General features: G+C 68.0%; 25 protein-coding genes. 14 read left to right on the plus strand and 11 right to left on the minus strand.

Translation table 11 applies throughout. The features are described 5' to 3' along the window. Positions 1 to 30: 30 nt before the first annotated feature. Both C5C17_RS14730 and C5C17_RS14735 read right to left on the minus strand, forming a co-directional pair. The gene (locus C5C17_RS14730; protein WP_258066237.1) at positions 31 to 843 is read right to left on the minus strand and encodes an IclR family transcriptional regulator; all 813 of its coding nucleotides are present in this window, start codon (positions 841 to 843) and stop codon (positions 31 to 33) included. A gap of 64 nt (positions 844 to 907) precedes the next feature. Then, positions 908 to 1966: a D-2-hydroxyacid dehydrogenase gene (locus tag C5C17_RS14735; protein ID WP_104254131.1), complete on the minus strand. Its 1059-nt coding sequence runs from the start codon at positions 1964 to 1966 to the stop codon at positions 908 to 910. 97 nt (positions 1967 to 2063) lie between these two features. On the opposite strand from C5C17_RS14735, the gene C5C17_RS14740 reads away from it, so the two are divergent. Continuing rightward, positions 2064 to 2951: an NAD(P)-dependent oxidoreductase gene (locus C5C17_RS14740; RefSeq protein ID WP_104254598.1), complete on the plus strand. Its 888-nt coding sequence runs from the start codon at positions 2064 to 2066 to the stop codon at positions 2949 to 2951. 21 nt (positions 2952 to 2972) lie between these two features. On the opposite strand, the gene C5C17_RS14745 is transcribed toward C5C17_RS14740, so the two are convergent. Continuing rightward, positions 2973 to 3365 carry a GreA/GreB family elongation factor gene (locus C5C17_RS14745; RefSeq protein ID WP_258066238.1) on the minus strand — a complete coding sequence of 131 codons (393 nt, stop codon included), beginning with the start codon at positions 3363 to 3365 and terminating at the stop codon, positions 2973 to 2975. A gap of 434 nt (positions 3366 to 3799) precedes the next feature. On the opposite strand from C5C17_RS14745, the gene C5C17_RS14750 reads away from it, so the two are divergent. Continuing rightward, entirely contained in the window at positions 3800 to 4378 is a 579-nt protein-coding gene (locus C5C17_RS14750) for a hypothetical protein (RefSeq protein ID WP_146079194.1), read from the plus strand. On the opposite strand, the gene C5C17_RS14755 is transcribed toward C5C17_RS14750, so the two are convergent. After that, positions 4362 to 5369: a YafY family protein gene (locus C5C17_RS14755; RefSeq protein WP_104254134.1), complete on the minus strand. Its 1008-nt coding sequence runs from the start codon at positions 5367 to 5369 to the stop codon at positions 4362 to 4364. The genes C5C17_RS14750 and C5C17_RS14755 overlap by 17 nt on opposite strands. 142 nt (positions 5370 to 5511) lie before the next feature. On the opposite strand from C5C17_RS14755, the gene C5C17_RS14760 reads away from it, so the two are divergent. Continuing rightward, on the plus strand, positions 5512 to 7002 hold the full coding sequence (locus C5C17_RS14760; protein ID WP_104254135.1) for an MFS transporter: 1491 nt from the start codon (positions 5512 to 5514) through the stop codon (positions 7000 to 7002). Then, entirely contained in the window at positions 6999 to 7664 is a 666-nt protein-coding gene (locus tag C5C17_RS14765) for a VOC family protein (protein ID WP_104254136.1), read from the plus strand. The genes C5C17_RS14760 and C5C17_RS14765 overlap by 4 nt, the downstream gene beginning before the upstream one ends. A 175-nt stretch (positions 7665 to 7839) precedes the next feature. On the opposite strand, the gene C5C17_RS14770 is transcribed toward C5C17_RS14765, so the two are convergent. Genes C5C17_RS14770 through C5C17_RS14780 form a run of 3 tightly spaced genes read right to left on the minus strand, consistent with a single transcriptional unit; the run spans position 7840 to position 8857 of the window. Beyond that, positions 7840 to 8100: a Txe/YoeB family addiction module toxin gene (locus C5C17_RS14770; RefSeq protein WP_104254137.1), complete on the minus strand. Its 261-nt coding sequence runs from the start codon at positions 8098 to 8100 to the stop codon at positions 7840 to 7842. Continuing rightward, the gene (locus tag C5C17_RS14775; protein WP_104254138.1) at positions 8097 to 8348 is read right to left on the minus strand and encodes a type II toxin-antitoxin system Phd/YefM family antitoxin; all 252 of its coding nucleotides are present in this window, start codon (positions 8346 to 8348) and stop codon (positions 8097 to 8099) included. Before C5C17_RS14775 ends, C5C17_RS14770 begins: the two co-directional genes overlap by 4 nt. 47 nt (positions 8349 to 8395) lie before the next feature. Further along, on the minus strand, positions 8396 to 8857 hold the full coding sequence (locus C5C17_RS14780) for a VOC family protein (RefSeq protein WP_104254139.1): 462 nt from the start codon (positions 8855 to 8857) through the stop codon (positions 8396 to 8398). Positions 8858 to 8962: 105 nt separating this feature from the next. Here C5C17_RS14780 and C5C17_RS14785 point away from each other — a divergent pair, with 105 nt between their 5' ends. From C5C17_RS14785 to C5C17_RS14795, 3 genes are all read left to right on the plus strand, one after another. Beyond that, entirely contained in the window at positions 8963 to 10030 is a 1068-nt protein-coding gene (locus C5C17_RS14785; RefSeq protein ID WP_104254140.1) for a YafY family protein, read from the plus strand. A 150-nt stretch (positions 10031 to 10180) separates the two neighbouring features. Next, entirely contained in the window at positions 10181 to 10807 is a 627-nt protein-coding gene (locus C5C17_RS14790; protein ID WP_104254599.1) for an NAD(P)H-dependent oxidoreductase, read from the plus strand. Continuing rightward, on the plus strand, positions 10804 to 11076 hold the full coding sequence (locus tag C5C17_RS14795; protein ID WP_104254141.1) for a DUF1905 domain-containing protein: 273 nt from the start codon (positions 10804 to 10806) through the stop codon (positions 11074 to 11076). The genes C5C17_RS14790 and C5C17_RS14795 overlap by 4 nt, the downstream gene beginning before the upstream one ends. A gap of 26 nt (positions 11077 to 11102) precedes the next feature. On the opposite strand, the gene C5C17_RS14800 is transcribed toward C5C17_RS14795, so the two are convergent. Further along, positions 11103 to 11393: a hypothetical protein gene (locus tag C5C17_RS14800; protein ID WP_104254142.1), complete on the minus strand. Its 291-nt coding sequence runs from the start codon at positions 11391 to 11393 to the stop codon at positions 11103 to 11105. A gap of 249 nt (positions 11394 to 11642) precedes the next feature. Here C5C17_RS14800 and C5C17_RS14805 point away from each other — a divergent pair, with 249 nt between their 5' ends. The 5 genes from C5C17_RS14805 (at position 11643) to C5C17_RS14825 (ending at position 16307) form a co-directional block, all read left to right on the plus strand. Beyond that, entirely contained in the window at positions 11643 to 13073 is a 1431-nt protein-coding gene (locus tag C5C17_RS14805; RefSeq protein WP_104254143.1) for a DUF2130 domain-containing protein, read from the plus strand. Positions 13074 to 13140: 67 nt separating this feature from the next. Continuing rightward, positions 13141 to 14328, plus strand: coding sequence for an ATP/GTP-binding protein (locus C5C17_RS14810; protein ID WP_104254144.1), 1188 nt, complete (start codon positions 13141 to 13143; stop codon positions 14326 to 14328). Then, entirely contained in the window at positions 14325 to 14672 is a 348-nt protein-coding gene (locus C5C17_RS14815) for a hypothetical protein (protein ID WP_104254145.1), read from the plus strand. Before C5C17_RS14810 ends, C5C17_RS14815 begins: the two co-directional genes overlap by 4 nt. Positions 14673 to 14723: 51 nt before the next feature. Further along, positions 14724 to 15788, plus strand: a complete 1065-nt coding sequence (locus tag C5C17_RS14820) for a hypothetical protein (protein ID WP_104254146.1) — start codon at positions 14724 to 14726, stop codon at positions 15786 to 15788. Between the two features lie 135 nt (positions 15789 to 15923). Continuing rightward, a complete protein-coding gene (locus C5C17_RS14825) occupies positions 15924 to 16307 on the plus strand; it encodes a hypothetical protein (protein ID WP_146079195.1) in 384 nt (127 codons plus the stop codon). Positions 16308 to 16404: 97 nt separating this feature from the next. Here the strand turns inward: C5C17_RS14825 and C5C17_RS14830 are convergent, their stop codons facing one another. From C5C17_RS14830 to C5C17_RS14840, 3 genes are all read right to left on the minus strand, one after another. Further along, positions 16405 to 17376, minus strand: coding sequence for a hypothetical protein (locus C5C17_RS14830; protein WP_104254148.1), 972 nt, complete (start codon positions 17374 to 17376; stop codon positions 16405 to 16407). Between the two features lie 457 nt (positions 17377 to 17833). Next, positions 17834 to 18250 (minus strand): cupin domain-containing protein, encoded by a 417-nt coding sequence (locus C5C17_RS14835; protein WP_258066239.1) that lies wholly within the window; start codon positions 18248 to 18250, stop codon positions 17834 to 17836. After that, on the minus strand, positions 18247 to 19680 hold the full coding sequence (locus C5C17_RS14840) for an FAD-binding oxidoreductase (RefSeq protein WP_104254149.1): 1434 nt from the start codon (positions 19678 to 19680) through the stop codon (positions 18247 to 18249). Before C5C17_RS14840 ends, C5C17_RS14835 begins: the two co-directional genes overlap by 4 nt. A 217-nt stretch (positions 19681 to 19897) precedes the next feature. On the opposite strand from C5C17_RS14840, the gene C5C17_RS14845 reads away from it, so the two are divergent. Beyond that, entirely contained in the window at positions 19898 to 20554 is a 657-nt protein-coding gene (locus tag C5C17_RS14845) for a DUF937 domain-containing protein (RefSeq protein WP_104254150.1), read from the plus strand. 165 nt (positions 20555 to 20719) lie between these two features. Beyond that, a complete protein-coding gene (locus C5C17_RS14850; protein WP_104254151.1) occupies positions 20720 to 21709 on the plus strand; it encodes a hypothetical protein in 990 nt (329 codons plus the stop codon). Positions 21710 to 21730 lie beyond the last annotated feature (21 nt).

The raw sequence follows: 21730 nt of genomic DNA on the forward strand, positions 1-21730 counted from the left end.
GAACGCGACGGTTTCGCGAGGCGGGAGGACCTACCTCCCGGCGAGCGGGTTCGTGAGCTCCTTGGCGGCCTCGATGAGCGCCTCGCCGACCCTCGCGACATGCTCTTCGCTCGCGAGCTCCGTTGGCAGCGCGGCCCCGAGCGCGAACGGAGGATCGCTCGGCGACCAGGACGCGAGCGGGACCGCGACCCCCGTCACCCCGCCGACGGAGCCGTTCGCGTCGATCGAGTAGCCGCGCTCACGCGCGACCGCGAGGCAGTCGAGCAGCTCCCGCGTCGTGCCGATGCTCTGCGGAGTCAGCTTCGGGAAGGGTGCGGATGCGCCCACGAGGTCCACGACCTCCTCGTCATCCAGGCGCATGAGCAGTGCCCGGCCAGACGCGGTGAGAGCCGCCGGCAGGCGCGACCCGAGCGGCGTGCCCAGCTGGTAGCGCCGTCGCCCCTCGTGCCGGGCGAGGTAGACCGTGTCAGGCCCGTCGAGCATGACAACCTGCACCAGCTCGCTACGCAGCACCAGCGATGCGTCGCACACCCCGAAGAACTCGCGGATCTGGTTGAACTGCTGCGCGTAGGCTCCGCCGAGCTCGGCCGTGCGCCTGCCGAGCTGGTACCCCTGCGGCACGCGCTGCAGCATCCGCCCCTCCTCGAGCACCGTCACGAGGTTCGCCGTCGAGGACTTCGCGATGCCGAGGGCTCTCGCGATATCGCTGAGCGTCATAGGCGCACCGTCCGCCTCGGCGAGCAGCGTCAGGATGCGCAGCGAGCGCGTGACCGCGGGCGCCAGGTCGCGCTCCGGCGCGTCCTGCTCGCCGGTCTTCGGTGATGCATCCGTTGCGTCTGGCACGGCGCCGCCCCTCGTGGTGAAACGTCCGGTGCTCGTCACGCTGCGACGAGCACCGGCCGTGGAATCAGTAGAACTCGACGATATCGACAACGTTCTTGAGCGGCTCGCCGTCGAGGAGCCTGCGCGCGTTCTCGGCGAAGAGCTTCGCGATGCGCGGCTCCTCGGCGCTCGAGAGTGCGGCAGTGTGCGGGCTGACGAGCACGTTCGGATGCGACCACAGCGGACTCTCGGCCGGCAGCGGCTCGACCTCGAAGACGTCGAGCGCGGCGAAGCCGACGCGGCCGTCATCGAGCGCCTCGAGCAGCGCGGACTCGTCGATGACCGTTCCGCGCCCCACGTTCGAGACGATGACGCCTGGCTTCACGTTCGCGAAGACCTCCGCGCTGAGCAGACCGGTCGTGGCGTCCGTCCCGGGGAGGGTCACGACGATCGCGTCAGCTTCGGACACGGCGGAGGCCAGCTCATCGATGGGCACGAGCCGGTCGACGCCCTCGACGGCCTCGCCACTGCGCGTCGTGCCGAGCACGGTTGCGCCGAGCGCCGAGAACTTCGCCGCGGCCGCCTTCCCGATGCCGCCGAGCCCGACGATGAGCACGGTCATCTCGTCGAGCTGGCGCATCTCCCAGCGGTCGGTCCACCGCTTGGCCGCCTGCTGCTGCTGGAGGCGCGGCAGGTCCTTCGCCCCGGCGAGGACGCCGAAGAGCGCGAACTCCGCGAGGGTTCCTCCGTGGACCCCGGCGCTCGTCGTGAAGACGATGCGCTCGAGTGCATCCTGGTCGAGACCGGCGGCCTTCACCTGCCCGCCGCCGCCGGCGGCAGTCGCGTGCACCCAGCGGAGTCGCGGGTTCGCGGCGACGGTGCGCGCAAGGGAGGCGGGGTCGACATCGGGAAGCCCGAACAGGATGTCCGCCGAGTCGACGAGCTCATCGAATGCCGCCTGCTGCTCGGGGGAGCGCCTGACGCTCGGGTCGCCGGACCAGTCGGCGGGCCCGCGCATCGGGCGGTAGAAGGAGTGGTCGCGCACGACCTCGAGGCGGGGCTCGAGACGCTCGACGAGCTGGCACAGCTCTTCGCTCAGGTCGACGGCGACGACCGCGCGCAATGTCTGGGGGCTGTCAGTCATAGGATCCTCTTCGATTCGGTGGCGACAGGGAGAGCTTACGCTGATTCAACACTGTGAACACTGTCCTACACAATGTTCTCCGGGCTAGGGTGTGCTCATGACCACTGCTGCTCACTCCCCCCGCGTCGGCGTCCTCGGCCTCGGCGCCATGGGCCTGCCGATGGCAGGCCACCTGCTCTCTGCGCACGGCACGCTGCACCTGACCGGCCGACGCCCCGAGCGAGCGGCCGACCTCGTCTCCGCCGGGGCCACCTGGCACCAGACACCGCGCGAGCTGGCCGCCGCCAGCGACGCGATCCTCGTCATGCTGCCCGACCTGCCAGAGCTCGAGGCCGTGCTCGGCGGCGAAGACGGACTCCTCGCCGGTACCGGCGAGCTGCTCATCATGGTCGGATCGACCGTGTCGCCGACCGGGCTCCGCGAGCTGGCCGACCGCCTCGCCGCGGAGACCGACGGCCGCGTGCGTGTCATCGACTCCCCCGTTTCCGGCGGGGAGGACGGCGCGAAGGCCGGCACCCTCTCCATCATGCTCGGCGGCCCGGACGACGACGTCGCCGCCGCCGCGAGCATCCTGCGCGCCTGCGGTCGCCCCGTGCACCTCGGGCCGCTCGGCGCGGGCGAGGTCGCGAAAGCCTGCAACCAGATGATCGTCTCGTCCACGATCCTGGCCCTCGGCGAGGCGAGCGTCCTCGCCGAACGAAGCGGCATCGACCTCGGCGTGCTCTGGGACCTGCTGGGCGGCGGCTACGCCGGCTCGAACCTGCTCGAGAGCAGGCGGGAGAAGCTCGTCTCCGGCGACGACTCCCCCTCAGGCGTCGCGAAGTACATGGTCAAGGACCTCACCTTCGCCGCCGACGTGGCGTCCGCCACCGGCACGAACCCCGTGCTGCTCCCAACCCTCCGGGCCGCCTTCGACGAGCTCGTGGATGCTGGCCTCGGCGAGCGGGACATCGCCGTCACGAGACGGTTCGTCGCCGACCGGTGAGGGTTCTCACGCCCGTCGAGCTCAGGCGAACGGCACCGCCGCGAGGACGCTGACGCGCTGCCGCCCCGCCGGGGGCGTGAAGGTCACGGTACTGCCGACGGTGCTGCCGACGAGCGCCCTGCCCAGAGGTGAGTCCGCTGAGTAGACATCGACCTCGACCGTGGGATCCAGCCCGGCGAGCGCTCGACTGCCGAGCAGGAACGTCGCCTCCCGACCGGTGCTCTCGAAGCGCACGCTCACCTGCATGCCCGGCTCGACTCGGCCGTCGTCGGGCTTCGACTCGACCTCGGCGTGCTCGACGAGTCCACGCAGCTCGCGGGCTCGCGCCGACGACTGGGCGCCTCCGCGCGTCAACTCGGCGAGCTCATCCTGAAGTCGCTGCAATGCCGTCGGCGTCATCCAGATCTTTTCCACGACGTCCTCCATGTGATGCCGCCTAGCGGCGCGGATAAAATCCCAATCCTAGCCCAGAAAGCGTCGGAGGAAACTATTAGTGACGGCCGGAGATATCTTCCCGGAAATGGGCTATGGTCATCCGAATACCGCCAGCTGAAGAAAAGGGAAGCGAGTATTTCGATGGCAGAGAGAAAATCCAGGGAAAGCGCGAAGAAAGCACCGCAGCTCACCCTGAAGGAACGCCGGGCGCAGAAGCGCGAGAAGACCCAGGCCACCGACCCGTTCAAGCGGAAGAGCTAGCCTGCTGGGCGGGCGCAGTCTCGGGACGACTGCGTCCGCGCCACTCCGCGGTCGGCCACGCCGCAGTGCGATCCGAGCTGACGGGCGGAGCTCGCCAAAGTCGTCGAGCAATACATTGAGAAGCGTCACAACTGGGGACAAGGAGCCACGCAATGACCTCGCCCGAGGCGACCGCGAATTCCGCGGCGACCCCTCGCGAACCTCGCCGCCAGGTAATACGCACCTTTCTCCTCGGCGACGCCCTGCCGTACCTTTCCGCATTCTCGGCGACGTATTGCCCAGCCGGATACTCGGCACCGAGTTCCGTACTTTTCGATAAGCATCCGGCCGCCGCGGTGATCGGCGTCGACGCATCCGCCGCGCAGACGCGACGTCAGCTCGCGTGGAAGCTGGACTCGACGATCGAGACGGCGATCGAGCTGTCGTCGCGACTCCCGAAGCTTCACCACGTGATCGTCGTCCTGGACAACCATGCGCTTCCCTCCCGACTCGTCCTCCGATGCGCTGACCAGGCCGCTCACCGCATCCACGAGCAGGTAGCTCGCGAGCACGGCGACTACGTCGTCGTCACCTTCCTCGCCGTCACGGACGCAATCGACCCCACGATGCTCGCCGAGCGCCTCCACGACCGGATCGTGCAGGCACCCGCCGCTGACGTCGCGACGGCGCTGAGCTGGGACGAGGTCGAGCACGGTTCGATCGCGCAGGCCGCGATCAACGACTACCTGTGATCCCGTCTTCCTGCGGGGCCCGATCTGCGCTGCCGCCTGGGCCGACGGCCCACGAGAGCCGTCGGTGCCAATCGCTGAGCCGGTCGACGAGCTCAGGCGGGCCCGCCACCTCGCAGGGAGCGTCGAGCCGCGCCAGCAGGTAGACGACGTAGTCGAGCTCGTCGGTGCGCATGCGCACTTCGCTCCAACCACCGTCGAGCTCACTGACGTCTCCCCACTGCCCCACCTCAGCCCGGACCCGATCCACCGGCGCTTCCACCCGGACCACCGCCTCGTAGCGGGATGGCAGGCTGCGGATGCTCGCCTGCACGAACGCGTCCACGTCGCCGCCAGGAATGGGGCGCGACCCGAAGCACCTCGGCCGCGAGTCGACACCCCGCATCCGGTCGAGCCGGAATGTGCGCCAGCCACCGGCGCCGCCGTCGAAGGCGACCAGGTACCAGCGCCTGGCGATCGGGACGAGCGCGTGCGGCTCGACGAGGCGAGTCGACGACGCGCCGTCGCGCTTCTCGTAGTCGAACGCCAGCATCGTACGGTCCCTGCACGCCGTCGCCACGCTCGCGAGCACGGCGACCTCGACCTGCGGGGCACCTGCTTGAGCCTGGAGCGGGGCGATGCTCGATCCGATTCCCGCGGCGAGCTTGCGCACGTGCATCGGCAGCACCGGGACGATCTTCGCGAGCGCCCCCACGGCCGCATCCTGAACCCCCAGCACCCCGCTCGCGGTGACCGCCCTCAGGCCGAGCACGATCGCGAGCGCCTCTTCATCGCTGACCATGAGCGGCGGCAGGGAGCCTCCCGCGCTGAGCCGGTACCCGCCGCCGACACCGCGCGTGGTCTCCACCGGGTAGCCGAGGTCGCGGAGCTGCTCGACATCGCGGCGCAGGGTGCGCGTGCTCACTCCGAGTCTTGTCGCGAGGTCGCCCCCGGCCCAGAAGCGGTGATTCTGAAGGAGGGTGAGGAGCTGCAGCATCCGGGAGCCGGTGGACATGAATCCATCGTACGTACATTGCGGCCGGTAGCTGACCGCAATGCCTGCAAACCTCAGTCTTGCAACCAACACCCGAACCGCTTCCGAATGTCGGCGGCCAGGTGAATGATGAGATCACCGATTCACGAGACCAGGAACACTCATGACTGAACAGTCGACCCCGCCCGCTCTCCCGCACCAGGACGTGCCGACGCTCGCGACGCTCCGCAGCTTCTATCAGGTGCTCGTCAACACGCTCATCGCCAACGTCACGACGAGCTACCTGTGGTTCGCGCTCACCTTCTGGGCCTACCTCGAGACCGGCTCCGTGCTTGCCACCTCCATCATCGGCGGCAGCTACATGCTGCTCGTCGCGGTCTTCGGCATGATCTTCGGCGCCATCGTCGATCACCTGAAGAAGAAGGCCGTCATGCTCATCTCGAGTGCGGTCACCCTCATCACGTACCTCCTCGCGGGAGTCCTCTACCTGAGCTTCCCGGAGGAGACCCTCGTCGACTGGAACGGCATCTGGTTCTGGCTCTTCGCGGGCGTCATCCTCGTCGGCGGCGTGGTCGAGAACCTGCGCAACATCGCGCTCTCGACGACCGTCACGCTGCTCGTGCCAGCCGACCGCCGAGACAAGGCCAACGGACTCGTCGGCACGGTGCAGGGCATCGCCTTCATGGTCACGAGCGTGTTCTCTGGGCTCTCGGTCGGACTCCTGGGCATGGGACCGACCGTCTTCATCGCCATCGTCGCAACTGCCGTGGCGTTCGCGCACCTCCTCTTCGTGTCGATCCCCGAGCGCGGCATCGCGCACGACCCCGCGGCCGGAGCCGCGAAGGTCAACTTCCGCGGTGCCATCCCGGCCGTCATGCTCGTGCCAGGCCTGCTCGCCCTCATCCTGTTCACGACGCTCAACAACCTCGTCGGTGGCGTCTTCATGGCGCTCATGGACCCGTACGGCCTGACCCTCTTCTCCGTCGAGATGTGGGGCGTCTGGCTCGGCGTCACGAGCATCGGCTTCATCGTGGGCGGCGGCCTGGTCGCGAAGTTCGGCCTCGGCAAGAATCCGGTCCGCACCCTGCTGCTCGTGAACATCGGCGTGGCCCTCCTGGGCGCGGCCTTCACGATCCGCGAGTACGGCTGGCTGTTCATCGTCGGCATGTTCCTGTTCATGGCGATCATGCCCATCGCCGAGGCTGCCGAGCAGACCGTCATCCAGCGGGTGGTTCCGTTCGAGAAGCAGGGGCGCGTGTTCGGCTTCGCGGCGACCGTCGAATCGGCATCGACGCCGATCAGCGCGTTCATGATCGGTCCGATCGCCGAGTTCTGGCTCATCCCGTACATGGAGACGCGTGAGGGTCAGGAGTCGCTCGGGTGGCTGCTCGGCGACGGCGATGCCCGTGGCATCGCCCTGGTCTTCCTGATCGCGAGCATCCTGCTGCTCGGCCTCGTCTTCGTCGCATTCGCGTCGCCGCAGTACCGGCTGCTCTCGAAGTCGTACGCGGAGACCCCGCCGCCCAACTCGGAGGCGGCAGGAGCGGATGCAGCGCCCCAGGCCACGGAAGCGGAACCCGCACCGGTTTCTCCCAAGACGCCCGAGGTATCCGGAGGCGCATCTCGGGTCGATCGGGGAGACTCGCGGTCATGAGCGATCGAGTCTCCCCTCAGGAATTTCGCCAGGCTGCCGGTACGGCCGACTGGCGGGTCGTCGGCGACGGCGCGCGCGCGAACTTCGCGACCGGGAACTTCGCCAAGGGCGCCGCATTCGTCGCGGCGATCGCGAAGGCTGCCGACGACGCAGACCACCATCCCGACGTCGACCTCCGCTACGGGTCCGTGATGGTGCGCCTCATCAGTCACGACGTCGGCGACCTCAGCGAACGCGACATCGCTTTGGCGACCCGTGTCTCAGAGATCGCGCGCGGGCTGGGCATCGAAGCCACTCCGGGCACGGTGCAGAGCATCCAGATCGCGATCGATGTGGTGGACCTCGACGCCGTGCTCCCCTTCTGGGAGGCCGTCCTCGCCTACGAACGGCGAGGTGGTGAAGACCTGGCCGACCCCATCGCCGTCGGCCCCAACGTCTGGCTCCAGCAGATCGACGCGCCCCGCACCGAGCGGAACACGATGCACGTCGACGTCTACGTTCCGCGCGACCACGTCGATGCGCGCCTGGAAGCGGCTCTCGCCGCCGGAGGGCGGGTCATCAACGACACCTCCGCCCCCGAGTACTGGACGCTCGCCGATCCCGAAGGCAACGAGGTCGACCTCGCCCCCTGGCGAGACGACAGCGCCTGGAAACCCGAATAGGGCACGCGTCGCAGTGGGTGCGGCCACCACGTGCACCTCGGCTGGCTGCAGAGCTACTCCGCGATCGACCGGGCCGCGCATCCGCTGGCCGACCACCTCGTCGGCGCGGCGTTCGCCAAATCGGTCACGACCCTGGCTGGGTGAAATCACTCACGACGAGACGAGCCGTCGGCCGTCAGTAATGATGCCGTGCTTGCAGGATGACGATCCGCTCGTCCTCGACCAGGTACACAAGCCGATTGGTGTCGTCGATCCTGCGTGACCACGCACCGCTGAGCACGTGGCGGAGGGGCTCTGGCTTGCCGATTCCGGAGAACGGATCACGAAGGACATCACCGACGAGTTGATTGATGCGCCTGAGGGTCTTCCGATCCTGAGCCTGCCAGGAGACGCAGTCTTCCCAGCCGTGCGCGTCGAAAGCCAGCTGACGACTCATTCTTCGATGAGGTCGCGTACCGTGACATCACCGTTTCGAGCGCGCTCCATCGACTCCAGCAGCCGCTTCGCGTTCGCAGGACTGCGCAGCAAGTAGGCAGTCTCCGCCAAGGCGTCGTAGTCGTCCTTCGACATCAGGACTGCATTTCCATGCTTTGAGACGACTTCAACGGGTGCGTGATCCTCGTTCACCTGTTGAATCAACCCGAACAGACCCTTGCGTGCTTCGGTGACGCTGATAGCTGCCATAACGCACCTCCCGATGGTACCGAATAGCGTACCACTCCAGCCTCGAGTCAGGGAGTGACAACCACGTCGAGCACCCAGGTGACCCCGAACCGGTCGCGCAGCATCCCGAAACCGGGTGACCAGGCGGATGCGGTCAGCGGTTCGATGACCTCAGCCCCGGCCGACAGCGCTTCCCAGTAGCCCGTGACCTCGTCGAGGCTCTCGCCGCTCGCCGCGAGGAAGAACGGCGCGCTTGTGACAGTGCTGCCCTGCTCGCGCCGCGTCTCCCCCGCAGTGCCGGCGAGCCCCTCCCCTGGCTGGCCCGGGGTGTCGTAGGCGAGGACGCGGAAGCCGTTCGGCGCGTACACTCGCCCGAACACGACGTTGGATGCGCCGGGCAGCTCGGCGGGCATCCCGAACTGCGCGTAGGTGGCGATGGAGACCTCGCCGCCGAAGACCTCGGCGTAGAACTCGAGTGCGGCCCGGGCCGTGCCGGTGAAGTTGAGGTGGGTTGTCGTGGTGATGCTCATGGGGTTCCCGCTTCCTTGGTGTGCTGACCGCGGCACTTGCCGCTGCGGTGAGCCTCCCAGCAGGAGAGGACGCGTTCGGTCCGCTACTGCTGGGAGACTGCGCACATGACCTCGGCTACCTCTTCGCGCATCCTGACGCTGCTCTCGCTGTTGCAGACTCGGCGCGGCTGGTCTGGGCAGGAGCTCGCCGACCGCCTCGACGTGACTCCCCGCACGGTGCGCCGCGACATCGACCGGCTGCGGGAGCTCGACTACCGGATCGAGGCGTGGAAGGGGCCGGCCGGTGGGTATCGCCTTGCCGCAGGCTCTGAGCTGCCACCGCTGCGGTTCGATGACGAGCAGGCCGTCGCGATCGCCGTGGCACTGCGGGGCGCGCCAGCTCTGGGCGTCGACATCGACGAGGCCGCAGCGCGGGCCCTCCAGACGGTGCGGCAGGTCATGCCGTCGCGGTTGCGGCACAGGGTCGACGGCATCCGGTTCACTGGGTCAGCGGCTGCGATGGTCGAGATGCGCGTGGACCCCAAGGTCCTCGAGATCGTGAGCACGGCGACCCGCGATCGCCTCGTTCTCCGGTTCGACTACACCGCGGCGCCGACCGAATCAGCCGCCCCGATCGCTGTCCCCACGCCGGTCGACCCTCGCCGGGTCGAGCCGCACGCCGTCATCGCCCGCGACGGGCGTTGGTACCTGGTGGCCTGGAATCTCGACAGCGCCGAGTGGCGCGTCTACCGCCTCGACCGCATCACGCCCAAGGAGCCACTCGGGGCGCAGTTCGAAGAACGCAGCATCCCGACCGGTGACGCGCGCACGTTCCTCGAAGCCCGCTTCAAGGGCGCGAGTGACGCCAACAAGTGGCCGTGCACGGGCGACCTGCTGCTGCGCGTGCCCGCACCCGAAGCGGCAAGCTGGTTGACGGATGCAACGGTCGCAGAAGTGGACGAGACATCCTGCCTGGTCCGACTCGGCTCGTGGTCGTGGACCGGCCTGCTGGCGTCGATCGCGAGGTTCGACGCCGACTTCGAGGTCGTCGGGCCACCGGAGCTGGTGGTGGCATCGGCCGCCCTCTCCGCCCGCTTCGCCGCGGCGGCCGCGCCGGACACAGGCACCCCGACAACCCCGCACCCGACCGCGGCACCGGCACCGGCACCGGCACCGATCGCGTCGACGCCGTGATCAGCCCCTCGTGCAAACTTCGGTGACTACTGGGGTGGTTCGAGCGGCCACACAGCTTGCCGGGCGCTGTTGTCACCGAAGTTCGCCGTGAGCGCCCGCAACGGCGCGACCCCCAGCCTCGCTCGCAGGCGCGCCGTACAGAATCTCCTGGTGCCTACTCTCATCGTCACCGCGCATCCCGACCTGGACTCCTTGACTCACACGGCGGCACAGCAGCTGCGCGAACGACTCGAAACGGAGGGCGTCGAGGTCGACGTGGCCCACCTCGCGCAGGAGGACTTCGACCCGCGCTTCTCGGCGAACGACCGGGCCGACTACAAGGGCGGTTCGATCACTGGGCCCGACGTGCTCGCGGAGCAGGCTCGCCTCGACCGCGCCACCGATGTGGTGCTCGTGTTCCCCGTCTTCTGGTGGTCGATGCCCGCGCTGCTGAAGGGGTGGATCGACCGCGTCTTCATCACCGGCTGGGCGTTCGAGCTCGGCGAGAACGACCGGGTCGTGCCGAAGCTGGGTCACCTGACCGCGCACCTGCTGCCCGTGTCCGGCTTCTCGGAGGCGTCGTTCGCGCGGCACGGATATGAGGAGTCGTTCAGCACGCAGATCGAGCACGGGGTCTTCGACTACTGCGGCATGCCCCGCGGGGCGAAGGCGTTCATCCGCGAGTCGGAAGACTCGGATGCGGCGAAAGCTGGCCTCGAGGCCGCCGTGGCGCAGGTCGCGGCCGCCGTCACGACCCCTCGCGGTGACCGCGGCGACGCCGCTACGCTCACCTCATGACCGACAAGCTCGTCTTCACCGGTGAAATCGTCAACCCCGAATGGATGCCTTCGTGGTCCGTCATCGAGGTGCCCGGTTCCAAGGACTTCTTCGGGACGGGCAAGTCGGTGAAAGCCGACACGACCGTCGACGGCGTCGTCGTGGCGTCGGCGCTCATGCCGACGGGCCAGGGCGACCACTTCATCTCGGTCAGCGCGTCGCTGCGGAAGAAGCTCAAGAAGGACGTCGGCGACAAGGTCGACGTGGTGATCGGGCGCTTGGACGACTGACGCCTGAGGTCCCGCGCGGACGCAGGTCAGCGTCGGCGCGCATCCAGCAGGAGATCGAGCTGCTGCTGCGCAGCTGAGCGCACCCCGACGAGCACACACGCGACCATGAGCATGGCGAGTCCGACCAGGAACAGGACCGTGCCCACCATGGTGGGTGTCTCCGCGAGGTCGAAAGTGGCGCGGGTCGTTCCGGCGACCGTCAGGCCGCCGAAGAGCATCAGCAGCGGAGCGACGATGAAGAACGCCACGGCGAGCCAGTGGAGGCGCACGCGAGGGTGGTCGGGAGCGGCGCTGTTCGAGGATGCTGAGTTCGTCACGCAGCCACCCTACCGACGCGCCCGCCTCGCTCGACCTCGGCTGAGACGGCGCACGCGGGATCGCTCCGTTGAGCCAACACCCGATGCACATTTCCAGTCACGAGCTCGTCCAGCGCGAGCGTTCACGAATACGCTTGCACCGGGCAGTCGTTGTCGCTCGCTGCCAGCCACGCTCCGCTCGACAGATTCGGTCACCGACCGGTCAGCAGCGCAGCACGGGCCCGATTCACGTCGAATGAGGAAATCCGCATGCACGAGATCACCTGCCCCCACTGCCACAAGGCGTTCACGATCGATGAGGCCGGCTACGCGGACATCCTGAAGCAGGTGCGGGACGGCGAGTTCGAGAAGGACCTCCACGAGCGGCTCGAACTGGCCGAGTCGGCCAAGCGGGCCGAGATCGAGCTGGCACAGGCGAAGGTCGCGCAGGAGTTCGAGGCGGCCGCGGCGAAGCGGAACATCGAGCTGCAGGAGCTGAAGGCGAAGCTCGAGGCCGGCGAGGTCACCCGGAAGCTCGCCGTCAGCGAGGCACTGCAGTCGGTGGTGAAGGAGCGCGACACGCTCGCGAACGAGCTCGAGCAGGCCCGCCACGACAAGATCGCGGCGGAGGAGCTGGCGGCGGCCAAGCGCGTGAGCGACCTGCAGAAGGCTGCAGCAGAGAGGGAAGCCGAGGTTCAGGCCCTCAAGTCGAAGCTCGACAGCCTCGAGATCACGCAGAAGCTCGCCGTCAACGAAGCCGTCGGGAAGGTCGAGAAGGAGCGCGACGAGCTGAAGGGCACACTCGAGCGCGCCGCCCTGGAACGGCAGCTCGTCGAGACGTCGCTGAAGGACAAGTACGAGACGCAGCTCCGTGACCGCGACGACGCCATCGAGCGCCTCAAGGACATGAAGGCCCGCCTCTCGACGAAGATGCTCGGCGAGACCCTCGAACAGCACTGCGAGACCGTCTTCAACCAGATCCGCGCCACCGCGTTCCCCACCGCCTACTTCGAGAAGGACAACGACGCGCGCAGCGGCAGCAAGGGCGACTACATCTTCCGCGACTCCGACGCGGGCGGCACCGAGATCACCTCGATCATGTTCGAGATGAAGAACGAGGCGGACACGACGGCCACCAAGAAGAAGAACGAGGACTTCCTCAAGGAGCTCGACAAGGACCGGCAGGAGAAGGGCTGCGAGTACGCCGTCCTCGTCACGCTCCTCGAGCCCGACAGCGAGCTCTACAACTCCGGCATCGTCGACGTCTCGCACCGCTTCCCGAAGATGTACGTCATCCGGCCGCAGTTCTTCATCCCCATGATCACGCTGCTCCGCAACGGGTCCATGAACGCGCTCAAGTACAAGACGGAGCTGGCGTCCGTGAAAGCGCAGAACGTCGACATCACTGACTTCGAGGAGCGCCTCGACGAGTTCCAGAACGCGTTCGGCCGCAACTACGAGCTCGCGTCTCGCCGGTTCGGGGAGGCCATCGATGAGATCGACAAGGCCATCGTGCGACTCCAGAAGGTGAAGGATGCGCTGCTCGGGTCCGAACGCAACCTGCGCCTGGCGAACGACAAGGCGCAGGACGTGACCATCAAGAAGCTCACCCGCGGCAACCCCACCATGGCGCGCAAGTTCGCCGAGTTGGCGAGCGGCGACGCCGAGCGCTCTCAGGACGACGACTCCGCGAGCGCATAGGCTCCGGCGCAGCGCATCCGCCAGCACCGGCGGATGGTCGAACACCCCACCGGCAGGAGACGTGCCCATGGCAGCGGCGAAGAGCAGAACCCGTGAGCAGCACATCGCGGTCTTCGGGGGCAGCGGAAGCGGGAAGACCGTGCTCGTCTCCTCGTTCTACGGCCCCACTCAGGAGCCGCAGTTCGCGAAGGACAACCTGTACGAGGTCGTCGCGGACGACACCGGGCAGAGCGACAAGCTCTACCAGAGCTACCTCGGCATGAAGAACGCCGCGAAGGTGCCCGCATCCACCCGCTTCACGCACACCGCCTACTCGTTCCTGGTGAGGCCAAAGGCCTGGTCGGAGGAGCGCGCGAAGAACTCGAAGCCGTTCGACGCGCTCCGCCTCGTGTGGCACGACTACCCCGGTGAGTGGTTCGAGGAGTCCGCGGAGGGCGAGGAGGAGAGCCGCAGGCGCGTCGAGACGTTCACAGCGCTCCTGAGCTCCGACGTCGCGCTCCTGCTCGTCGACGGCCAGCTGCTCCGCGACAACGCGGGCTCAGAGGAGCTGTACCTGAAGTCGCTGCTGACGAACATCCGCTCCGAGCTTCTCCGCCTGAAGCCGGAGCTCTTGAAGAACGGCAAGCCCCTCGCGCAGTTCCCGCGCATCTGGGTGCTCGCCCTCTCGAAGTCGGACCTTCTTCCCGAGGTGGATGCGCACGGTTTCAAAGCGCTGCTCGTCGAGAAGGTCAGCGACGAGCTCGATCAGCTGCGTCAGGAGCTTCGCGGTTTCGTCCAGGCGCCGGAGGCGATGTCATTCGCCGAGGACTTCATCCTGCTGTCCTCCGCGAAGTTCGAGCCGGGCAAGATCGAGGTGACGGAGCGTGTCGGCGTCGACGCCGTCCTTCCGCTCGCCGCGATCCTGCCCTTCGAACGGCACGTCAGCTGGGCGAAGAAGCTGCACGATGGCGGGAAGGTCGCGGAGAAGATCTTCAGCAAGGCGGGCGGGATGGCCGGCCTCGCAGCGATGGGGGCCCTGTTCGTCGTCAAGAAGATCAAACTGCCTGGCCCCCTTGGACTCGTTGCCGGGTTCGCGGCGTCACTCGTCTCGAAGGACTCCATCGAGCGGGGAGCCGCACTCGCCGGCGAGAAGCTCAAGACGGTCAACGCGGAGGCGCTCGCCAAGCGCGACTACCTGACCGCGATGCTCACCCGCTTCAAACTGGACCTCGAGGAGGCAGAACGCAAGGGGATCCTCGTCAGGAGCAAGAAGTGAAGCTCATCTGGGCGACCCGTGGGCGCACCTGGGGGCACCGGTTCCTCCTCGACGGCGGTTTCGCAGACCCGCTCCCCGAATACGACAGGGCCTTCGCGCAGCTCGGCGACGACTCGGAGCTCTGGCACCTCGGCGATGACAGGGCGGCGCTGCGCTTCCCTGACCCGGAAGGACGCACAGATCGCGTCGGCAGGCCCATCACTCACGAGTTCGTGGTGTTCACGCCCGAGCTGCACGAGATCTCGTCCGTTGCCACCGGACTCTCCCTGATCTGGGCCCAGCCGATCGTCTCGACCCGGTTCGCCGACATCTGGGACCTGCCGAAGCCTCCGGCGCGTTCCTGAAACGCGAGCCGACCGCCCCTCCCCAGTTGCCGAACGGACGAAAGGACCCCCATGACCCACCACGTTCTGGAACCAGAAGCCACAGGAACCGTCGGCCACGGAGCCGAATGGACGCAGGACGCATCCGGATCGCAGACCCAGGCTAACCTGCTCAGGTGCGAGCTCGCGGGCTGGCTCGGCGACGAGCTCGTCGGCGTCCATCCGGACTTCATCGTCACCGGTCCACTCGCCGATGCACTGCGCGCTTCCGACCTCTCGGGGTTCGAGTTGCGCAAGACGGTCGTCACGACGTCGCCGGAGTTCGTCTCCTACGCTGGCGGTCTCCCTCAGCGCTGGGAGCGGCTCGAGCCGACCGGCCGCGCCGACGGGAACGACGACTTCGCCCAGCGGAACGGGATGCTGCTGGTCAGCGAACGCGCCCTCGCGCTCCTCAACGAGCACCGCATCGTCGAAGCGCAGCTCGACCCAGCCGAAGAGACCCTCGAGGCATCGCGGTTCGCGCATCACCGCGACGAGGCACGAGCAGCCGCCCGACTTCGCGAGCGAGCCGACCAGGAAGCCGAGGCCGATGAGGATGCCCGGGAAGTCGCTCGCCTCACCGCACTCGTCGACGCGCTTGATGCAACCGCATCCACGCCACCGAAGATGCGCGTCAACGGCGACGCGAAGCGCACGGTGGCGGGGGACCTCACCCTGGCCGCGGCCGCGCTCGGCAAGAAGATCGAGGATCCGGCGGCCCTCGCCCTCCTCCGACTCATCGACGGGTCCATGGAGATCAACCGCTCTGGCGCCTACCAGTGCGCCTACCGGAACGCCGATCGCTCCCTCATCGTGGGAATGAAGGGAGGGGCCGTGAAGTGCGTCGAATTCACCTTCCAGCCGCACCGCAACGCCCCGGAAGCCAACTACCCGCGCACGGCGCACCTCATCGACGGGCTAGCTACGTTCACTCGCGAAAGAGTCCTCGAGCACCTCGGGGAGCCCAAGGAGTTCCTGCCTCCGGACGACGAGGAGCGGAGCCGCGACGAGTATCGCATCGGACGACAGCGCGTGATGCTGTACTGGAGAGGGCAGGACCACTCGCCGCGGACCGCGATGGTCAGCCGCAAGGGCTGAGGCCTTCACCTGCGTCCGCTCGACTTATCCCCAGGCAGACAGGTGGTCCGATTTCCCGCCGCACGGAGGGACAGACTGGGGTCTCACATGAGTCGCCGGCCGGGGATGCCGCGCGGAGAGCACGGGGAGATCGACATGTCAGTGGTGCACGTAGTTGCCAGGCGGTGGCAGAGCGGATGGGCGTTCCACCTTGGGCCTGAGGACGTGACGCAAGGAGCGACGCTCGGTGACGTTGCGCGGCGGGTCTTCGACTACCTCGAGACGCGTCAGCCCGGGCTTGACCACAGTGCGACCAGCCTCAGCGTCACCTTCGACCTCGGCACGGTCACCGAAGCGGTCGACACGGCGAAGAAAGCGATCGAGAAAGCGGAGCATGCGCATCTCGTCGCCGATACGCGCCTCAGGACTGCCGTCGCCACGATGCACCGTGAACGGTATGCAAGCGGCGACATCGCGTTGCTCCTCGAGATCGATTCCGCCCGCGTGGAGGAACTGCTCCGAAGCACAGACTCTCGCTGAGCACCGTCCGCTGCGCGGGACTCCGCACATCGCGGACGTGCAAAGAACCGGACGTGACGATCGGAGCCTGGTGTCTGACATTGCCGAGCCGCATGAATTATGGGCCTCCGCCGTCCGTGGCCCTTCTCAACGCCGCACGCACCTGCTCGACAAAACGCGTTGGCGTGGGCCAGAGTTGCGATGCGGTCGCCCGGATCGCGAACCAGTCGATCTCCTGCAGACGGTTCACGCGCCCGATGTCTTTGCGCCATTGGCGTTTGTCGGTGCGGTGATGGTCCCCCTCGTACTCGATGGCGATCTTCTGCGCCCGATACGCGAGGTCGACACGCCCCACGAGCTCCGACCCGTTCCAGACCTCGACGCCGACCTCCGGTTCCGGAAGCCCGGCAGTGACGATCACCAATCTGGTCCAGGTCTCCATCGGTGATTCGACACCGGCGCGGATTCGTGTGACGGCAATCCGCAGGGCGGCTCCCCCACGTCGACTCCCCCAAGCATCCGCGATCTCAACAAGCTCCTCGAGCGTCGCAAGGGGCGGCGCAGTGCGCCCGCCCTCAGTCGGATGCTCGGGCCGGACCAGCCCTTCGTAGTTCGTCGAGGTCGCGACGAGCGCGTCACCCATCACGACAAGCTCGGAGACTTCGAGCTCCTTCGCGGCAGTCGCCCACGTAAGGCTCGGCGAGGCGACCGGCACGCCATGCAATTTGCGCGCCTCCCACAGTCGCTCGTGGATGCTCCTCGACTGGATACCGCGCCCCACGGGGCGGTTCCGTCCTGTTGGAACCAGGACGTGCACCGTGGAGTCGCCGTCGAAGCGCCGCGGGACCGGCAGCCCCCAGACCCGGGCTGCACGCAGCCCACCGAGCACGGCGCGCCAGCCGAGGCGTGGGACGAACGCTCGCGCGATCTCGAGCGGACTGGTTGCGGCTCCGCGCATCCGGACGCCTCGATGTGGGCTCGTGAACTCCGCCGAGTTCAGCTGACCCGTCGTGAACCCGGCTCGCAGCCCGTCACCCACGCTGAACGGCCTCTCCCCAGCGCCGTGCAGCAGGTCCTCAGGTCCAGACATGCGGCCAGAGTACGGACCAGGGATGCCTCCTCCGCGTTATCCACAGCCGGGATGCCGCCGGTGTCATCTCGTCAGTCGTCACCCGTCGCCGCGGGGCCGCTGAGCCCGACGCCCCACGCCCCACGCCCCCATGCCTCGCTACCGCGGTGCGGCGGTGCCCCGAAGTCGCACTGCCCCGAAGCCGCACTGCCGCGGTCGTCCGATCCGGAATACGAAGGCCCGTGCGGGGTTTTCGCGACGCTGATGGGTTTCTCGGGCATGCGTGCGGGGTTTCGGTGGACAGTGATGGGTAACAACCCATCACGCGCACGAAAAGTCCGAACGGCCTCGTGGATGCGATGTTCGCAGGCGGGAGAGCCAGACCGCCGCGAGAGCCAGACCGCCGGGAGAGCCAGGTCACCGGCTGAGGTGGACGCAGGCCTCGCAAGGCGCAGGCCTGGACCTGGACGGGCGGCGTCTAGCTCCCGCCCTCCACGACGTACAGCTTCCGCAGGGGTGCTCCGGTGACGGTCCACCGGGTGCGCATCCCCTCGCCGAGGCGCACGATGGAACCAGGTTCGAGGTCGATCGATGGCAGTTCGGGCTCGAGGAACTCGACCGTCGCAGTGCCACTGATGACGAGGAACACCTCGTCGGCTTCGACGTCGAGCATCGACCCGGCCGACATCTCCCACAACCCGAACTCCGTACCTGCGAAGGCGCCGAGCTCGTGCGCGGCGGTCGTGGGCTCGCCGCTCACCTTCTGCCATCCCTCGACGGGTTCGTGCGGGAGGGATGCGGCCCGCGCGTGCACGACCGATCCTGGCTGCATCCCGGTCACACCACCGGCACCGGTCACGGCCTCATCCGCTCCGGCCGCAACGCCAGCGCTCACGAGTCGAACCCCAGGCCGACCGCGTCCATGGTCTTCAGCCACAGTCCGCGCTTGCCCTCGTTGCGGTCGGCGCGCGCCATCTCAGCGAGCGACACTTTGGCACCGATCGACGCGAAGGGTTCCGGCGGGAACGGCAGCGGCTTCTTCTTCACGAAGTCCATGCGCGTGCGCTCCGTCTCCTCGCCGCTGAGCAGGTCGAGGAGCACGTTCGCCGCGTACCTGGTCGCGCCGACGCCGAGCCCTGTGAAGCCGGCCGCGTGCGCGACCCTGCCGTCGAACTCCGTGTCGAAGAAGGAGAAGAAGCGTGTGCAGGTGTCGATGACGCCGCCCCACTTGTGCGAGAAGCCGAGGCCCTCGAGCTGCGGGTAGGTGGCGATGAAGTGCGCCGCGAGCTTCTCGAACGTCTCGGGCCGCTGGTCGTACTCCTTCTTGATGCGCCCGCCGTAGTTGTAGACGGCGTCGTACCCGCCGTAGAGGATGCGGGTGCGGCCGTCGGCGTCCGTGACGAGCCGCGAGTAGTGGAAGCGGTTGTTGAGGTCGGTGATGCCCTGCCTCCGCTTCCAGCCGATCGATTCGAGCTGCTCGTCGCTCAACGGGTTCGTCATGAGCACGTAGTCGTAGACGGGCACCGTGTAGAAGCGGTCGCGTTTGATGAGCGCCGGGAAGGCGTTCGTGCCGAGCGCCACCCGCTGCGCGTAGATGTTGCCCTGGTCCGTCCTCACCGTGATGCCGCCGCTGTCAGCGTCGAGCGACCGGACCGGCGTGTTCTCGAAGATCGCGACACCCATGCCGAGCACGACGCGGCGCAGCTCCCACACGAGCTTCGCGGGGTTCACGAGGGAGGTGCCCTCGCGTTCGTAGGCGCCTGCCAGGTACAGCGGCGAGGCCACTTCCTGCTGGAGCGTCCTCCTGTCGAGGAACTCGAGGCCCGAGTCACCAGCGGCGGCTTGCTTGAGCTCGCCGACCTGGTGGGGTTCGGTCGCGACGTTGAGCACGCCCGTCTCCTCGTAGTCGCAGTCCATCGAGTAGCGCTTGACGGTCTCTCCGATCTCGCGCAGGTTCTCGAGTCCGAGCGCTTCGAGCTTCGGGTACTCGTGCGGTAGCCGGTCCTTGCCGTTCGACTCCCCGTGGGTGAGGCTCGCCTCGCAGAACCCGCCATTGCGGCCGGACGCGGCCCATCCGAGTCGCTTCCCCTCCAGCAGCATGACTTTCCGCTTCGGGTCGCGTTCCTTCGCGAGCAGGGCTGTCCACAGCCCCGTGTATCCGCCACCGACGATCACGAGGTCGGCAGTGTGGTTGCTTCGAAGGGGTGGCAACGCGGCGGGACGTGCCGGGTCGTCGAGCCAGTAGGTCGTCGCCTTCGCTCCGGCGAGGGACGCTGCGATGCGCTCCCCGCTGATCTCGGCTTCCGCTCGATCGAACGTGGTCATTGATGTCCTCCGGGTGGGGGTCTACGGCCGTCTGCTGCTTCGTGTCTACCCTGCTTACCTACCGTTTGGGTGGACGCCGTGTCTGTTCAACGCTGCCCACGTCGACGATCTGTCCTCCAAGATCAGCACGACTTGCGGCGGATGCACCACCCTCAGCGCTACCCTCGTGGTCACGCGGCCCCATGATCGGTGTCGCGTCATCGAACAAGGGGAGATCATGACCGACATCTCAGAACTGCTCAAGCTCATTCCGGTCGACGACATCGCCAGCCAGCTGGGTGTCGACAAGCAGACCGCCGAGCAGGGGATCCAGGCAGCGTTGCCGACCCTCATCGGTGGTCTCCGGGCGAACGCGGCCGACCCCGCTGGTGCCGCGTCGCTCGAGCACGCGCTCGAGAAGAAGGACACATCCCTCGTCGAGGGTCGCGTCTCCCTCGCCGACATCGACACGAACGACGGCGAGAAGATCGTCAAGAACGTCTTCGGCAACAACACCGACCAGGTCGCGGCGGCCCTCGGCTCAGCGCCGGGCGGTCAGACCTCGGGGCTCGTGCAGAAGCTGCTCCCGATTCTTGCCCCGATCGTGCTCGCGTGGCTCGCGAAGAAGTTCCTCGGCGGCCAACAGGGCGCATCCACGACCGCTGGCTCGGGTTCGGGCGGCGGGCTCGAGGACCTGCTCGGCGGGATCCTGGGCGGTGGGTCCGGGTCCTCCGCGGGGGCGACCAACACCAGTGGCGGAGCGGGAGGCGGCCTCGGTGACATCCTCGGGCAGGTGCTCGGCGGCGCGAGCGGTTCCAGCAAGCCAGCAGGTGGAGGACTCGGCGGAGGCCTGGGAGACATTCTCGGCGGGCTGCTCGGCGGCGGCAAGCGCTGACTCGTCGGTAGCGGATGCGCGGGAGGGAGCGCGGGTCGAGCGGCACCGGCCTGCCACTCCCCCGCATCCCGAAACGCACCAGACGGCCGAGCACCCAGCGGATCTGACCGCCCCTACCGCCTCGTGAAATGAGCCCATATCTTCGACCCCACCTCCGAGACCTCCTTGGCCGCCCTCGCTCTCGTGGTGTTCGCGCTCGTCACCGTCGGCGCGATCGCGCTCCTCCTCACGAGGCTGCCGGTCTGGCCCAGCTCGCGACTGCTGCTCACGCCGCTCGCAGCGCAGCACCGCCTGACCCGCCTCGACGACGACAGCCGTGGCTGGGAGACGGCGTTCGCGGGCGAACTCCTGTGGCTCGCCCACCGCGGCGCTCTCCGCATCCACGAGACAGAGGACGCGGGCGCCGCGCAACGGATCACCGATGCCGGCTACCGCGCCCCGCGCTCGACCGGATGGGAGATCGAATGGCTCGGTGCGGACCCGCTGCTCCCCGCATGGTCCAGCGCCGTCATCGACGCCTACTTCCCTGGCGGCAGGCGCGCCCGCGGCAACCGCGCGCGAGTAGACCGCACTGGCGGAGACGACTCCACCCGCCGCGCCGCCATGAAATCCGCGGTCGTCGCCGAGCTCGACCGCACCGGGGCCGACCGCACTGACCGCGACGGCTGGGTGTCCCGCCTGCTCGCCAGCCCGTACAGTCGGGCGTTCGCGGGACTGCTCATCGTGCCGATCGGGTTGCTCCTGCTCACCCCGTGGCTCCCCGGATGGGCGGTACCGATCTTCCTCATCGCACTCGCCGCGGTCGTCGCACTCACGTTCATCCGCCCACCGTTGCAGCGACGCTGGACGAAGCTCTGGGAGCGGTACCGGACCGAGAGCCAGCACCTGCACGAGCTCCCCCTCGACGAGCGCGGCACCGGAGCCACGCGGATCGTCTACCTCGACGCGTTCGCCGAGAACCTCGGCTTCGCAGACATCGTCGGATACGGGTCCTCAGAGGACATGGCACGCGGCTACGCGCAGCAGGCCGACGCGATGGTGCGCGAGGGATTGCTCGACGACATCCGTCCCGAGTGGCTGCTACCGGCCCGCGAACGGCCGACCCAGAAACAGCTCACCGACCTCATCGACGGGTTCCTCTTCACCGTGCGCTGAAGCCGACGCCGGGCGTGCGCG

This window comes from Pseudoclavibacter sp. RFBA6 (assembly GCF_002931575.1).
Lineage (GTDB): Bacteria > Actinomycetota > Actinomycetes > Actinomycetales > Microbacteriaceae > Pseudoclavibacter > Pseudoclavibacter terrae.